This window comes from Micromonospora sp. A202 (genome assembly GCF_006715105.1).
In the GTDB taxonomy this organism is placed as follows: Bacteria; Actinomycetota; Actinomycetes; order Mycobacteriales; family Micromonosporaceae; genus Micromonospora; species Micromonospora zamorensis.
The window spans coordinates 3,632,349-3,647,343 of the sequence record NZ_VFMP01000001.1; the positions used below are offsets into that span (position 1 = coordinate 3,632,349).

The 14,995-nt window shown below is 70.4% G+C and carries 13 protein-coding genes and 1 pseudogene; 5 read left to right on the forward strand and 9 right to left on the reverse strand.

Annotated features, from left to right (window positions below; all coding sequences use genetic code 11):
- Positions 1 to 30 precede the first annotated feature (30 nt).
- From FBZ33_RS16940 to FBZ33_RS16965, 6 genes are all read right to left on the reverse strand, one after another.
- Positions 31 to 1,317 carry an ABC transporter substrate-binding protein gene (locus FBZ33_RS16940; protein WP_088951818.1) on the reverse strand — a complete coding sequence of 429 codons (1,287 nt, stop codon included), beginning with the start codon at positions 1,315 to 1,317 and terminating at the stop codon, positions 31 to 33.
- An 85-nt stretch (positions 1,318 to 1,402) separates the two neighbouring features.
- Entirely contained in the window at positions 1,403 to 2,500 is a 1,098-nt protein-coding gene (locus tag FBZ33_RS16945; protein WP_141909808.1) for a branched-chain amino acid ABC transporter permease, read from the reverse strand.
- Complete coding sequence (locus FBZ33_RS16950; RefSeq protein WP_141909809.1) at positions 2,497 to 3,375, reverse strand: branched-chain amino acid ABC transporter permease; 879 nt, start codon at positions 3,373 to 3,375, stop codon at positions 2,497 to 2,499. The genes FBZ33_RS16945 and FBZ33_RS16950 overlap by 4 nt, the downstream gene beginning before the upstream one ends.
- Positions 3,376 to 3,405: 30 nt before the next feature.
- Positions 3,406 to 4,137 carry an ABC transporter ATP-binding protein gene (locus tag FBZ33_RS16955; protein WP_231927426.1) on the reverse strand — a complete coding sequence of 244 codons (732 nt, stop codon included), beginning with the start codon at positions 4,135 to 4,137 and terminating at the stop codon, positions 3,406 to 3,408.
- Positions 4,134 to 4,919 carry an ABC transporter ATP-binding protein gene (locus FBZ33_RS16960; protein WP_088948641.1) on the reverse strand — a complete coding sequence of 262 codons (786 nt, stop codon included), beginning with the start codon at positions 4,917 to 4,919 and terminating at the stop codon, positions 4,134 to 4,136. The genes FBZ33_RS16955 and FBZ33_RS16960 overlap by 4 nt, the downstream gene beginning before the upstream one ends.
- A 136-nt stretch (positions 4,920 to 5,055) precedes the next feature.
- Positions 5,056 to 5,955: an alpha/beta hydrolase gene (locus tag FBZ33_RS16965; RefSeq protein ID WP_141909810.1), complete on the reverse strand. Its 900-nt coding sequence runs from the start codon at positions 5,953 to 5,955 to the stop codon at positions 5,056 to 5,058.
- Between the two features lie 182 nt (positions 5,956 to 6,137).
- On the opposite strand from FBZ33_RS16965, the gene FBZ33_RS16970 reads away from it, so the two are divergent.
- The gene (locus FBZ33_RS16970; protein ID WP_141909811.1) at positions 6,138 to 8,399 is read left to right on the forward strand and encodes a catalase; all 2,262 of its coding nucleotides are present in this window, start codon (positions 6,138 to 6,140) and stop codon (positions 8,397 to 8,399) included.
- A 197-nt stretch (positions 8,400 to 8,596) separates the two neighbouring features.
- Here the strand turns inward: FBZ33_RS16970 and FBZ33_RS16975 are convergent.
- Positions 8,597 to 8,966, reverse strand: a pseudogene (locus FBZ33_RS16975) (protein kinase); the annotation flags it as partial.
- Positions 8,967 to 9,321: 355 nt separating this feature from the next.
- Between FBZ33_RS16975 and FBZ33_RS16980 the strand changes: the two are divergent.
- Positions 9,322 to 9,714, forward strand: a complete 393-nt coding sequence (locus FBZ33_RS16980) for a hypothetical protein (RefSeq protein WP_088948644.1) — start codon at positions 9,322 to 9,324, stop codon at positions 9,712 to 9,714.
- A gap of 74 nt (positions 9,715 to 9,788) precedes the next feature.
- On the opposite strand, the gene FBZ33_RS16985 is transcribed toward FBZ33_RS16980, so the two are convergent.
- On the reverse strand, positions 9,789 to 10,673 hold the full coding sequence (locus FBZ33_RS16985) for a S41 family peptidase (RefSeq protein ID WP_141909813.1): 885 nt from the start codon (positions 10,671 to 10,673) through the stop codon (positions 9,789 to 9,791).
- A 57-nt stretch (positions 10,674 to 10,730) separates the two neighbouring features.
- The gene (locus tag FBZ33_RS16990; protein ID WP_141909814.1) at positions 10,731 to 11,603 is read right to left on the reverse strand and encodes an LLM class F420-dependent oxidoreductase; all 873 of its coding nucleotides are present in this window, start codon (positions 11,601 to 11,603) and stop codon (positions 10,731 to 10,733) included.
- A 151-nt stretch (positions 11,604 to 11,754) separates the two neighbouring features.
- Between FBZ33_RS16990 and FBZ33_RS16995 the strand changes: the two genes are divergently transcribed.
- From FBZ33_RS16995 to FBZ33_RS17005, 3 genes are read left to right on the forward strand one after another with little or no spacing between them, the layout of a single operon-like run.
- Positions 11,755 to 12,834, forward strand: a complete 1,080-nt coding sequence (locus tag FBZ33_RS16995) for an acyltransferase (protein ID WP_255508911.1) — start codon at positions 11,755 to 11,757, stop codon at positions 12,832 to 12,834.
- Positions 12,831 to 13,973: an alanine racemase gene (gene alr / locus FBZ33_RS17000; RefSeq protein ID WP_141909815.1), complete on the forward strand. Its 1,143-nt coding sequence runs from the start codon at positions 12,831 to 12,833 to the stop codon at positions 13,971 to 13,973. Before FBZ33_RS16995 ends, alr begins: the two co-directional genes overlap by 4 nt.
- The gene (locus FBZ33_RS17005) at positions 13,970 to 14,989 is read left to right on the forward strand and encodes a D-alanine--D-alanine ligase family protein (protein ID WP_141909816.1); all 1,020 of its coding nucleotides are present in this window, start codon (positions 13,970 to 13,972) and stop codon (positions 14,987 to 14,989) included. Before alr ends, FBZ33_RS17005 begins: the two co-directional genes overlap by 4 nt.
- Positions 14,990 to 14,995: the final 6 nt, after the last annotated feature.

Here is a 14,995-nt window from a genome sequence, read left to right on the forward strand (position 1 = left end):
TGCCCGGTCGGGCGTCGCTGGTGCGGGCAATCAGGAGACGGTCGGCACCCCGTTCGCCGGCGGCGCGGCCGGGGTGGCGGTGTACTCGTTGACCGGCCCGTCCGCCTCGTCGGTCTCGTACGCGGGCCCGAAGTACGTCTGCACTCCCCCGGTCACCCGGCTCAGCCGCTGGCCGCCGTAGCCGGAGTGGTCCTTGGCGGAGAAGCGCAGCGGCACCAGCCCGGGGCCCTGGAAGCCGCCCTTCTGCACGGCGTCCAGCACCTTCTCCCGGGTGACGTCCTTGCCGGCGGCGAGCAGCACCTGCACGAAGAGGTAGCCGACCGACATGCCGTAGACGGTGTTGCCGTCGAACGGCGCGTCCCCGTTGTGCTCCTTGTTGATCTTCGTGAAGAGCTGCACCCACGGGTTCGCGGTGTCGTTCTGCATCGGCAGGTAGTTGGTGCCGACCATGCCCTCCAGCAGCGGGGCCGCGGCACCGAGCTGCTTGGCCAGGGTCGGGTGGTCGGCGCCGACGTTGGACACCAGCCACTGCGGCTTGAAGCCCAGCCGAGCGGCGGTGCCGACGGACAGCGCGGTGAAGCCGGGCACTGTGGCGAGCACGACGACCTGGCAACCAGCCGCCTTGAACGCGCCGATCTGCGGCGCCACGTTGGTGTTGCTGGTGACGTACGTCTGCTTGACCGCCACGGCCGACGCGCCGAGCACCTTCTCCACGCCGGCCAGGCTGTCCCGGCCGAAGTCGTCGTCCTGCCCGAGGAAGCAGACCTTCTGACCGGCCAGGTTCGTCTTCGCGTAGGTGGCGAGGATCTTGCCCTCCACCGTGTAGTCCGGGTTGAACCCGAACGTGCCGGGATACTTGTCCGGCTGGTCCCAGCTGCGGCTGCCGGAGGCGACGAAGAGGTCCGGGACCCGGTTGGTCTTCAGGAAGTCGAGCACGCCACTGTGCGTCGGTGTGCCGAGGCCGTTGAGGATCGCGAAGACCTTGTCCTGGAGGACGAGCTGACGGACCACCTGCTGGGTGTTCGCCGGGTTGTAGCCGTCGTCCATGACCTTGTAGGTGATCTTCCGACCGTGCACACCGCCGTTGGCGTTGACGTAGTCGAAGTACGCCTTCGTCGCCGGGGAGATCTTCGAGTAGCCGGCCGAGGCCGGCCCGGTGAGCGGCATGTGGGTGCCGACGACGATCTCGGTGTCGGTCACGCCCGGCACCGACGCCGCGCCGGGACCGGAGCCGTCGTCACCACTGCAACCAGCGGCGGCGGCCAACAGGGCAATGGTGCTGGCGATCGCGAGACCACGTTGTGCCAAACGGTGCATGGAGAACACCGACCTTTCTCGGTCCGGTTCGGGGGAACGGTGTGTGTGTGGTGGAACGCCCGGCCGGGGCCGGGCGCGGAGCAGCTCAGGAACGCCGGGCCCGCAGGCGCCGACCAAGACGGGACAGCAGCCCGTGGATGCCACCGGGTGCGGCGATCATGACGACGATCAGGGTGAGGCCGAAGATCGCCAGCGGCAGGTTTCCCTCTAGCCGCTGCGCCACCGCGGGCGAGAGCGTGAGCATCTCGGTCGCGGAGTGGGTGAGGTCGGGCAGCGCGACCAGCAGGACGGCCCCCCAGAGCGCGCCGGTGAGCCGGCCGAGACCGCCGATCACGACGGCCATCAGCAGGAACAGCGACAGGGTCAACGAGAACGCCCCGGGTGAGACGCTCTGCGCGAGCACCGCCAGCAACGCCCCGCCGAGCCCGGCGGTGGCGGCACTGACCACGAATGCGAGGACCTGGGTGCGGGCCACGTGGATGCCGGCGAGGCGGGCAGCCACCTCGTCGTCCCGGACCGCCCGGAAGGTGCGCCCGTACCGGCTGCGAATGAGGTTGGCCAGCAGCAGCAGGGCGAGCAGGGTGGCCGCGCCGGTGAGCCAGAGCTGCCACCGCTCGTAGGGGAAGTACGGGCCGAGCGACATCGGCGGCGGCTCCACCGGCACCGACAGCCCCTGCTCGCCGTTGAAGACACCGTCGAAGGTGACGGCCAACGCCGGCACGACGACGGCCACCGCCAGGGTGACCCCGGCCAGGTAGGGACCACGCAGCCGGGCCGCCGCCACGCCGACGACCGCGCCGATCGCTACCGTGCTGACGATCGCCGCGACCAGCGAGAGCGGCAACAGCCAGCCGCCGGTCATCCCCCGCTCGGCGAACGCGTTCTGGCACAGCGCGACGGTGTACGCCCCGGTGGCCATCAACGCGCCGTGCCCGAGCGACAGTTGACCGTTGAGGCCGGTGAGGACGGTCAGCCCGGCGGTCGCGCAGAGGTAGGCCGCCACGGTGGCGAGCTGGAAGTTGCGGAACGGCTCGACGGCGTAGCTGACCCCGACCAGCAGGAGCCCGACGACGAGCACGATCGCGAGGTGGCGCAGCAGTGTCGAGCCGCGTCGCCGGTCGACGGGTCGGCCCTTGTCGACGAGCTGCTGTTTCGGCGGCAGGGCCGCCCTCGTGGCGCTCACACCCGCCTCGCCGCGACCGGGGCGAACAGCCCACCGGGCCGGACCAGCAGCACCGCCAGCAGCAGGACCAGCACCGCGAGCGGCGTGAGGTCACTGCCGGCGTAACCGCTCACGTAGGAGAGCAACAGACCCACCACCAGGCCACCGACCACCGCCCCCGGTGGGCTGTCCAGCCCACCGACCACCGCCGCGGTGAACGCGGAGACGAACACCAGGTCCATCGCGTGCGGGTGCAGGCCCAGCTCGGTCGGGATGACCAGCATGGCGGCCAGCGCGCCCACCCCGGAGGCGAGCGCCCACCCGAGGGTCAACATGCCACCGACGTTGACCCCGAGCAGCCGGGACACCTCGGGGGCGAAGGCCGCCGCGCGCATCCGCAACCCCACCGGGGTACGGGCGAACATCCAGGCCAGCCCGCTGACCACCACCCCGATCGTGGCGAAGACGAACAGGTCGTACGGCGACAGCACGGCCACCCCGCCCACTGTGAGAGCGGACCGACTGAACGGCGCCTCGGCCGGGCGGAACTCGTTGCCGTACACCATGCCCAGCACTGCCTGGATCAACAGCACCAGACCGAGCGCGACGATCACGGGGTTGAGGTGTGAGGTGTGGTCGACGTGCCGCATGACGACGCGGTCCACCAGCGCACCGAGCAACAGGCCGGCGACGAGCGCGACCGCGAAGCCCAACCAGTAGGAACCGGTCGCGGCGGAGACGGTGTAGGCGACGTACGCGGCGGCGACGGCCATCGCGCCCTGGGCGAAGTTGACGACCCGCGCCGCCCGCCAGATGAGCACCAGGGCCAGCGCGAACGCGGCGTACACCGCGCCTCGGGACAGGCCGTCGATGGTGAGGAAGACGAAGCGGTCCAACAGTCCTCCCTCCGGGGGACGAGGTGGTGGTCAGAAACCGAGGTACGCGTGGCGCAGGTCGACGTCGTCACGCAGCTTCGCCGCCGGGGCGGCGATCACCACCCGGCCGAGGGACATCACGACGCCCTGGTCGGCGACGGCGAGCGCGCTGCGGACGTTCTGCTCGACCAGCAGCACGGTCAGGCCGGTGCGGTCGCGTAGCTGACGGAGCAGTGCCATGGTCCGGGCGACGACCCGCGGCGCCAGGCCGAGCGACGGCTCGTCGAGCAGCAGCAGCCGGGGCCGGCCGACGAGGGCCCGACCGAGCGCGAGCATCTGCCGTTCACCGCCGGAGAGCTGGTGGCCGAGGTGCTTGCGACGCCGGGCCAGGGGCTCGAAGAGTTCGTAGACCTCGTCGAGGGCGCGCCCGGCGTCGGCCCGGTCGCGTCGCCACAACCCGCCGAGGCGCAGGTTCTCGTCGACCGTCAGCTCGCTGATCACGCCCCGTCCCTCCGGCACGTGCGCCATGCCGCGTCGGACGAGTTGCTCCACAGGCGTGCCGCGCAGGTCCTCCCCGGCGAGGAGCACCTGGCCGGCGACCGGGCGGATCATGCCGGAGAGCGCGCGCAGCAGTGTGGTCTTGCCGGCGCCGTTGGCGCCGACGACCGCGGCGATCGTGCCGGCCGGGACGGTGAGGTCGATGGCCTGCAACACTGGCGCGGCACCGTAACCGGCCACCAGCCCGCGCACCACGAGCAGGTCGGGTGTGCTGTCCGCGCTCACGGATAGGCCTCCTCGACGGCGGCGCCGAGGTAGGCGTCCGTCACCGCAGGGTCGTCGCGGATCTCGTCGGGGGTGCCGGCGGCGATCACCCGGCCGAAGTCGAGCACCACGAGCTCGTCGCAGACCGCCATCACCAGGTCCATGTGGTGCTCGACCAGCAGCACCGCACAGGGGTTGTCGTCGCGTCGGGGCAGCTGCCGGACCAGCTCGGCCAGCTCGGCGATGTCGTCGGCACCGAGGCCACCGGCTGGTTCGTCGAGCAGCAGCAGCCGGGGTCGCGCGGCGAGCGCACGGGCCAGGGCGACCCGCTGACGTACGGCGAAGGGCAGTGTGGTCGGCGCGGCCTCGGCGTGCCCGGCGATCCCCAGGTCGTCGAGGATGTCCAGGGCGTCGCGGCGCAGTCGGCGCTCGTCGCGGTCGCTGGCCGGCAGCCCGAGCAGCGCCGGGACGAAGCCCGCCCGGGCGGTGTGGGAGGCGCCGGTCATCACGTTCTCCAGCACGGTCAGACCGGCGAAGAGCCCGGTGCCCTGGAGGGTCCGGGCGATGCCGAGCCGGGTGAGCCGGTGCGGCCGTGGCCGCAGCGGTCGACCGTCGAGCGTGAGTGAACCCGTCTCCGGTGCGACGAAGCCGCAGATCACGTTGAACAAGGTGGTCTTGCCGGCGCCGTTGGGCCCGATGACGCCCACCACCCGGTTGGGTGGCACGCGCAGTGAGACGTCGTCGAGGGCGGTGAGGCCGCCGAAACGGACGCCGATGTGGTGCAGTTCGAGGCCGCGCTCCATCACCCATCCCTCTGTCGTGGCGGGTGTTTATTTACACTCGCAGTGTACGTTTCTCGGGTATCGCGTCAAGACCTTCAATACCCGGCCCCACACGCGGACGGGGCGGCCGCCACCGGCGACCGCCCCGCGACCACGGTCAGGCGCTGGGACAGGTGTTGCGGTACTCCTGGATCTGCGAACCGCTCGGGCCGGGGCACAGGAACTGCTCGTAGCGGGTGTCGTCGTCAACGAACCGCTTCAACCAGGCCACCATCTGCCGGGCGGTCGGCGTGTTCGTCGTCTGCGGGAAGAAGTGGCTCGCCCCGTTCAGCTCCAGGTACGCCTTCTCGGCCGAGGCCGGGATGCTGTTGTAGAACGGCACCGAGTGCGACGAGACCGGAGCGACGGTGTCGCTCTCCCCGCCGATGATCAGCGTGGGCACCCGCAGCTCGGACCAGCTCTTGTCCGAGTTCCACGGCGCGAGCGGCACCGCGGCCTGCAACGACGGCCGGGACGAGGCCGCTTCCAGGCTGCCCCCGCCACCCATGGAGTGACCGGCCACCGCGAGTCGACTGCTGTCGATCCGGGTGCGCACCGAGCTGCGCTGGGTGAGGTAGTCCAGCGCGGCGAGGAGCTGCCGACCCCGGCTGTCCGGCTGGTCCAGCCGGCTGTTGGTCTCGATGCCGATCACCACGAACCCGTGCGAGGCGAGACGCGGCCCGAGCCAGCTGATGCTGGACCATGCGGCGGTGAAACCGGGCGAGATGGCGATGGCACCGAAGGTGCCCTCGCTGGTGCTGGTCGGGTAGTAGATGACGCCGCCGCCGAAGCCGGTGACACTCAGCGAGGACACGCTCTGTGAGGCCGTGGCGAACGGACCGCGACTGGCCTCCAGGATCGCGGTGGTGGGGGCAGGGCCCCGCTCGTACGGGCTCGCGGCCTGGGCGGCGCCGGACGATCCGGCCAGGACGCCGCTGGCGGCCAGGACGGCGGCCAGCGCGAACCGGGTCGCTCGGGCGGCGACGGAACGGGGACGGGTGGTGGTTGGTGACGACACGTCGGGCACTCCCTAGAGTCGAGGGATATCGACGTGCGTCAGTTTTGGCTGCTCCTCCGATCCACGCATCGGTGAAATCACCAGTCCCGGTGGCGGATGCCACGACCAGTTGTGTTTCGAGCCTCTGACCAGGGGTAGCAGGGCAGGCGTCTGCCCGACACGCACCACCGAGAGGTTGTTCAGTGGATTCAAACAAGCCCGCCGAGGCGGTCAAGAACGTTGTGAAGAGCGCCACGGGGAAGATCGCCGACGCCCTGTCCCCCGACGTTCCCGGCGCGCCGGGTAGCGCACCGCCCACCGTCGAGGAGCCGACGACACCGCACGACCCGCTGCCGCCGAAGCCGGAGCAGGGGGCGCCGCAGACGCGTACGCCGACCGGCGCCGAGACCGGCGCGCCGGCGATCGCGAACGGTCAGCAGGGTGCGTACCTCACGACCGCGAACGGGGCGCGGCTGCGCGACACCGATCACTCGCTCAAGGCCGGCCCACGTGGCCCGGTGCTGCTCCAGGACCACCACCTGCGCGAGAAGATCATGCATTTCGACCACGAGCGCATCCCGGAGCGCGTGGTGCACGCCCGGGGCGCCGGTGCACACGGGGTGTTCACCGCGTACGGCACCGCCGAGGCGGTCACCAGGGCCGGCTTCCTCAAGAATGGGCGTGAGACCGAGGTCTTCGTCCGGTTCTCCACAGTGCTCGGCTCGCGGGGATCGGCCGACACGGTCCGCGACACCCGTGGCTTCGCCACGAAGTTCTACACCGACGAGGGCACCTTCGACCTGGTCGGCAACAACATGCCGGTGTTCTTCATCCAGGACGCGATCAAGTTCCCGGACATCATCCACGCGGCCAAGCCGCACCCGGACCGGGAGATCCCGCAGGCGCAGAGCGCCCACGACACGTTCTGGGACTTCGTGTCGCTGCACACCGAGGCGCAGCACCACGCCATGTGGAACATGTCCGACCGGGGCATCCCGCGCTCGTACCGGACCATGGAAGGGTTCGGCGTACACACCTTCCGCCTGGTCAACGAGGCCGGCGAGACGGTGCTGGCCAAGTTCCACTGGAAGCCCAAGCTGGGCGTGCACTCCCTCACCTGGGAGGAGGCCCAGATGCTGAACGGCATCGACCCGGACTTCCACCGGCGGGACCTCTACGACGCCATCGAGGCCGGCGCGTACCCGGAGTGGGAGCTCGGCATCCAGGTCTTTCCCGACACTCCTGAGGAAACCTTCGCGGGGATCGACCTGCTCGACCCGACGAAGATCGTTCCGGAGGAACTGGCGGAGGTGCAGCCCATCGGGAAGCTGGTGCTCAACCGGACGCCGACGAACTTCTTCGCCGAGACCGAGCAGGTCGCCTTCCACCTGGGCCACCTGCCGCCGGGCATCGACGTCACGAACGACCCGCTGCTGCAGGGCCGGCTCTTCTCGTACCTCGACACGCAGCTGACCCGCCTCGGCGGGCCCAACTTCACGCAGATCCCGATCAACCGCCCGCACGCGGCCGTCAATGACATGCTGCGCGACGGTTTCCACCAGCACGCCGTGCACGCGGGCGTCGCCCCGTACCGGCCGAACTCGCTCGACGGCGGCAACCCGTTCCCGGCGGGCGACGCCGAGAACGCTTTCGTCGACGTGCCGGTCACGGTGGCCCAGGCGCCGAAGGTACGCGCGAACCCGGCTTCGTTCGACGACCACTACAGCCAGGTACGCCTGTTCTGGCTGAGCATGTCGCCGGTCGAGAAGGAGCACATCATCCGGGCGTACACCTTCGAGCTGGGCAAGTGCTACCACCAGGCGATCAAGGAGCGCCAGCTGCAGAGCCTCGCCAACATCGACCCGGTGCTGTGCGAGCAGGTCGCCACCGGTCTGGGCCTGCCCGCCCCGCAGCCCACGGTGCCGCTGGCCGATGTCACGCCCAGCCCCGCGCTGTCGCAGGTCGGCCGGGAGTGGCCGGCGGACGGGCGGATGGTCGGGATCGTGGTCGACCCCGACGGTGACCTGGACGGCGTCGCCGAGGTGCGTCAGGCCGTGTTCGACGCCGGCATGGTGCCGCTGCTGATCGCCCCGCACGGCGGCATGGTCGGCGGCATGCCGGTCCAGCGCACCTTCGCCACCGGCCGGTCGGTCGAGTTCGACGCGGTCCTGCTGGCGGGAGCGCCGGCACCCGCGCCGGATGCCGTCCCGGCCCGTGACGACAAGGCGGGCAGGCCGGGCCCGGCGGCCGTGGACCCCCGCGTGCTGCTCCTCGTCGAGGAGTGCTGGCGGCACGCCAAGGCGATCGGCGCCTGGGGCGCCGGCGTCACCGTGCTGGAGCAGGCCGGGGTGGCCGGCACTCCGGGCATCGTGGCGGCGGGCTCCGGCGCCGAGGCCCTGACGGCGGTGCAGCAGTTGATGGCCGCACACCGGGTGTGGGAACGGTTCCCGGCCTCGGTCGCCTGACCCGTCACCGAGTCGCCTGACCGATCACCGGCGAGGGCTGTCCTCCGCAGTACGGGAGGACAGCCCTCGTCCGTGCTCAGGCTGTCATCTCCGGATCCACCGCAGGTGGTCCGTGCCGGCGCCGCAGCTCCGCTGCTCGATCAGCGCCCCGCTCGCGGTGCTCTGGCCGACCGCACCCAGGCACATCCCGCTGTGGCCAGCCCGATGGCACCCGCCCGCACCGGCGGGATCGGGCCGTCGGTGGTGATGGCGTCGTGCAGGGAACGGGACGGCACGTACTCCATCACGATCTGCGGGTCACCGTCGGCGCTCAACAGCACATCGAAGACCCGGACGACGTTGACGTGGTCGAGCTGGGCGATCGCCCGGGCCTCCCGGAGTGACCGAACCCGCAATTCCTGTCGCGCCTCAGTGGTCAGATTGGGCGGCGGAACGATTTCCTTGATGGCGACGTCCCGTTGCAGCATCCGGTCGCGGGCTTTCCACACTCGACCCATTCCGCCCTGGCCAAGAAGCTCCACGACTGTCATACCGATCGGTAACAAGAAGCGGTGGGATCTGCGACACCCGGAGAGGCTACCTGGTACGCCGCGCGAACAATTTCCGGCAGCCCGGGCGACCTTTATCTGGGGATCATTCTGCGTCTGCGACAACTGGGACCATCCTGTGGAGAGCGCCGTAACGACTCCGACCCTGGGTGAGAGCACGGTCCGCTCCACCGTGGGCGGTGGTCGGATGCTGGCAGGCCGTGGTGCCATCCGACAGATACCACCCTGAAACTACCTCAATCGTCATCAGACACAGGTGGACGCCAGCTTCCGATTGACCCGCCGGACTACGTCGTTTCAGGTGCTTGACCTGTCAACTTTCCGCCGGTAGTTTAAATTCACATCCATAAGCATCTATCTGAAGCAGGTGAACCGTGCTGTTGAAATCCATCGCCATCGCCATCGCCGCGTCCGTCGCAGGCGTGCTGGCCGCCGCCCCCACCGCCTCGGCGGCAGCACCCGGAGTGTCGATACAGGGCTGGGGGTCCGGGAACTGCCCGCAGGGCATGCTCTGCATCTGGCCCAACTGGAATCACCCACCGCAGGGTCCCGTGGAGACGCCGTCTCTGACGACCAACAGCGAGTGGACCGGCAGCATCCAGGGATTCAACTTCTACAACGGCACAGGCCGCGACGCCGTAATATCCGGGTTCACTTTCGGCTCGTCGATTCCCTTCAAAAGCTGCGCTCCTGCCGGCGGGACCGGGGGCGACCTGTATATACCGGTCAACGTGACGAAGGTGACCTGGCAGCTGACCCCCTGCTGATCCTCCACTGGGCCTTTCCGAGTAAGGACTTGGAAAGGCTCAGTGAGCCGACCGCGTGACGGACGCAGCCGCGCCTACGCGCCCGAGATGGCAGTGAGTGCCGTGTCGAGTGCCTGGTCCGCCGGGACCTGCACATCGGGGACCACTCCGACGCCTTCCCAGTTGGTGCCGGTGACGCTGTTGATGGTCCGGGCGGTCGGCACGGTCACGAGGATGTGTTCGGTGACCGCGTGGCGGGCCGTCGGATGCGCGCCGCCACGTGTCGTCTCACCGATGACGACGCTCCGGCCGTGCGCCTGCAGCGTGTACGCCACGTCCTCACCCCCGGAGAACGTGATCGCGCTGGTGAGCACGTAGACCGGGCGGTCCGTGTAGCGCGGCGCGGGAAGGTGCGCGGTCGTCCAGAACTGGCGGGTGGCGCCGGTGGACCGCTCGTAGAAGTCGTTGAGGTGCACCTGATCGTCGGGGAAGAAGTAGCTGCACCACATCGCGGCTCCCTCGGGTGCTCCGCCGGCGCATGCGCGCAGGTCCAGGATGAGCGCGGAGCTGAGGGCGACCAGTCGCATGGCCGCGCCGATCGCCTCGGCGCCTTCGTTCGCGTAGGCGATGCGCCGCACGTCGATGAGCCCGACGTTCCCGTCCAGCTGCTCGACGCGGCGGATGCCCTGGTTCTCCGCCCGGAGCAGCGCGAGGAAGGCGGCCCGTCCTCCGTCCTCGTCCGCTGGATCCAGCGACTGCGGCTGGTCGGACCACAGCAACCGCAGATGCTTGTCCGGGCACGCCTCTTGAAGGTGAGCGGTCACCGTCTCGCAGAGCGTCGGCCCGGCCAGGCCGTCGTACTCGCCCGCCGCGAGACGGCGCCGGATCGCGGCGTCGATGTCCACGACCTTCGCAGGAAAGACGTACCCTGCCTCGATCCGATCCAGGGCCCGTCCGATGATCTGTTCGTTGGTGAGCACGGCGGGCCACGCTAGACCGCGGACAGCCCCACGACCACCGAATTTCGCGCAGCGGGATCAGCCGATGTCGGCCAACCGTGGCAGCACCTTGTCGCCGAGCCGCTGGGCGAACTCCACCGGGTGCCGATCCGGCGTGACCTGCACCTCGGTGACCCCGAGCGCGGCGTAGGCGGACACCTCCGCCAGGAACCCGTCGGTGTCGTCCAGCGGCGACCGGTCGGCGACCACCGTCTTCTCGATGGTGTCGTAGTCGCGGCCCTCGGTGGCACAGTGCCCGCGCAGAACATCCAGTTTGCGCGCGACGTCGTCGGTGCCGCCGCGACCGAACAGGTTGCAGGCGTCGGCGTACCGGGCCACCAGCAGGAGGGTCTTCTTCTCGCCCCCGCCACCGATCATGATGGGCGGGTGCGGTCGACTCAACGGCTGCGGTGAGTTGATGGTCTCGGCGAGCTGGTAGTGCTGTCCGTTGAACGGGCCGTCGTCGGCGCTCCACATCTGCAGGCAGATGCGCAGCGTCTCCTCCAGCCGCTCGAACCGCTCGGCCACCGGAACGACCGGCACGCCCAGCCCGAGCTGCTCCCGCTCGTACCAGGACGCGCCGATGCCGAGGCGGGCCCGGCCACCGGACAGCACGTCGAGGGTCGACACGGTCTTGGCGAGCAACCCCGGGTAGCGGTACATCACACCGGTGACCAGCACACCCAGCGTCATCCGCTGAGTCTTCGCCGCGACGTAGCCCAGCGTGGTGTACGCCTCCAGCATCGGCTCCTCGGCCGCGAACACCGCGTCCATCTGGAAGAAGTGGTCCATCACCGTGAACGACGCGACGCCGGCCTGATCGGCGGTGGTCGCCGCCTCCGCCAGGGTGGGTGCGATCGCGGCCGGGTCGGCCGGGGTGGAGTAGTTCCAGTAGTGCAGCCCGAGCTTCATGTTCGGCACCTCCCCAACGAGCCTAGTGCTCCTCGGCGTCACCGGCATGCGGCTCGGCGGGACCCCGCCGACCCGCCCCGCGCGACGTCCATTACCGGTTCATGACAATTCGTGGATCACCTGCGGATATCCGGCTGGCAGCTTCTGGTGGGTGATCCAACAGCTGTCTCCCACCAATCCCAGGCCCGCGGGACTGTCACAGCGGGCGGAGTGGGCCGACGCCGCGAAGGGCGCCTGCATCATTCTCGTCGTCCTGTGGCACGTCGTCGTCAAGGACTACCTGCAGATCGACTGGCACATCGGCGTACCGGTGCCGGGCCTGTGGGGCACGTTGGGTGAGCAGTTCCTGCCGTTGCGGATGCCGTTGTTCTTCACCATCTCCGGCGTCTTCGCGGCGAACGCCGCCCAGCGGCCCTGGCGGGTCGTCGCCCGCAGCCGGATCGCCGGGTTCCTCTACCTGTACGCCGTCTGGCTGCTGATCCACACCGCCATCCTCGCCGCCGCCCCGCAGCTGCCGACCGACCGCGCCACCTCCGCCCTCGGCCTGCTGGAGCAGCTCACCATCACGCCGTCCAACCTCTGGTACCTGTACGCCCTGGCGGTGTACTTCACGATCGCCAAGGCGACCCGCCGGGTGCCCCGGGCGCTGATGCTCGTACCCGCCGCCCTGCTGTCCGCCGTCGCCGCCGCCGGCCTGCTCGCCACCCCGGGCAACCGCGCCGGTCTCTACCAGAACCTGGTCTTCTTCCTGGCCGGCCTGTACCTGCGGCCGCAGATCCAGCAGTGGGCCGCCACCGCCAGCCGGCGTCGGCTCGCGCTGACCTCCGGCGCCTATGTCCTCGCGCTCGTCGCGATGGCGGTGGCCGGCGCCCAGCAGTGGTTCGGCGTATGGACGGCCGTCTCGGTGGTGGCGGTCGCCTTCGGTGTGACCGCCGCTGCTCGACTGGCTCACTGGTCAGCGATCAGCAGGCCGCTGGCTAGGCTCGGCCGCATCACCCTGCCGATCTACGTCGTCCACATGCCGGTTCTGGCCGTACTGCACCGGCTGTTGCTCGTACCGGTTTCCGGCCTGGGTGGGTCCGCTCAGGGCCTGATCGTGCTTGGATATCCGATTCTGCTGACCGGTCTGGTGATCGGCCTGAGCCTGGCCGTCCACCGCGGGCTCCTGGCGCTTCGCGCGGGGTGGCTGTTCGCGCTACCCGGGCCGCGACGGGCGGAGGCCGCCGGATGAGCGCCCTGGCCGAGGCGCTGGTCGACCTGGACGCGGTCGCCAGCAACGTGCGGGCCATCACGTCGGTCACCGGCACCAGCCTGATGGCGGTGGTGAAGGCGGACGGGTTCGGTCACGGCGCGGTGCGGGTGGCCCGTGCCGCGCTCCGCGCCGGCGCCACCTGGCTGGGGGTGACCTCGGTGACCGAGGCGCTGGCCCTGCGCGACGCGGGTGTGACAGCACCCACGTTGAGCTGGCTGCACGGGCCGAACGACGACTTCGGTATCTTGATCAAGAGTGGTGTCGACGTCGGTGTGTCGACGACGACGCACCTGCACGCCGTCGCCGACGCGGTCCACCTGCTCGGCGTGCCAGCGATGGTGCAGCTCAAGGCGGACACCGGCCTGTCCCGCAACGGAGCCGCCGGGGACGACTGGCCCGAGTTGGTCGCCTGGGCCCGCAAGTACGAACGGGAGGGCGGGATCCGGGTGCGCGGCGTGTGGTCCCACCTCGTCGACGCGGACCTGCCCGGCGCTCCCGAGTTGAGCCGGCAGGTGGCAACCTTCGAGGAGGCCCTGCGGATCGCGCGGTCGGCCGGTCTCGACCCCGAGCTCGTCCACCTGGCCAACTCGGCGGCCGCGCTGTCGGCGCCCCGGACCCGCTTCGACCTCTGCCGGATCGGGATCGCGCTGTACGGCGTCGACCCGTTCGGCGCCACCGGCCCGGGCGAGTTCGGCCTGCACGCCGCGATGACCCTGCGCACGAGCGTGATCAACGTCAAACGGGTGCCCGCGGGCACGGGCGTCTCCTACGGGCCGGAACACGTGACCGGGGCGCCGACCACGCTGGCGCTGCTGCCGCTCGGTTACGCCGACGGGCTGCCCCGGGCCGCCGGGGGCCGCGCCGAGGTGTGGCTCGGCGGCCGGCGGTGCCCGATCGTCGGGCGCATCGCCATGGACCAGTGCGTGGTCGACGTCGGGGACCTTCCGGTGGCGATCGGCGACCCGGTCGTGGTGTTCGGTCCCGCCGAGGGTGACCAGAGCCCACCGACGGTCGTCGAGTGGGCCCGCTGGGCGGGCACCAACCCGCACGAGATCTTGACCGGCATCGGGGCCCGGGTGGCCCGCGACCACCTCCACGGAAGGGCACGGACCTCATGACGATCCGACTGGCAGTGCTGTACGGCGGGCAGAGCGGCGAGCACGACGTGTCCTGCCGCTCGGCGGCCAGCATCCTCGCCAACCTGGACCGGAAGCGGTACCAGGTCACCGAGGTGCTCATCGACCGCGACGGCGGGTGGCATGTCGGGGGACGCCCGACGCCACTGCCTGCGGCGCTGCGTGTCCTGCGCGCCCAGGATGTGGTGTTCCCGGCCCTGCACGGCCCGTACGGCGAGGACGGCACAGTGGCGTCGCTGCTGGAATGGCTCGGCGTGCCGTACGTCGGCAACGGTGTCTTCGCCAGTGCCGCCGGAATGGACAAGGGTGTCACCAAGCGGCTCCTCGCCGCGGAGGGCCTGCGGGTCAGCCCGGGAGTGACACTGCGGCCGGGCGATGAGCTGTCGCCCGACGACCGGCGACGACTGGACCTGCCGGTCTTCGTCAAGCCGGCCCGGGCCGGGTCCAGCCTGGGTGTCGTCAAGGTGGACGACTGGGCGGGAGTTCCCGCCGCTCTGGAGCTGGCCCGACAGGTCGACCCGAAGGTGCTCATCGAACAGGGAGCCCGGGGGCGGGAGATCGACGTGGCGGTCCTCCAACACCCGGACGGACGGGTGCAGGCCGGCCCGCCGCTGGAGATCCGGGTGACCGGTGCCGGCTTCTTCGACTACGACGCGAAGTACGACGGCGGGGCGGTCTTCCAGATCCCCGCCCCGCTCGACGCGGCCACCACCGAGGTGCTCCAGGACCGCGCGATCCGCGCCTTCCAGGCCCTCGACTGTCGCGGCCTGCTGCGGGTCGACTTCTTCCTGCCCGCCGAGGGGTCGCCGGAGCCCATCGTGAACGAGGTCAACACGTTCCCCGGTTTCACCGCCGCGTCGCAGTTCCCACAGATCTGGCAGAAGGCCGGCATCGGGTTCGCCGCCCTGATCGACATCCTGATCTCCGGCGCGCTGGTCGACCGGGACCGGACCAGCCACAGTGGGTTGCCCCGGCCACGAGCGGCCAACCTGGTCTGAGGCGGT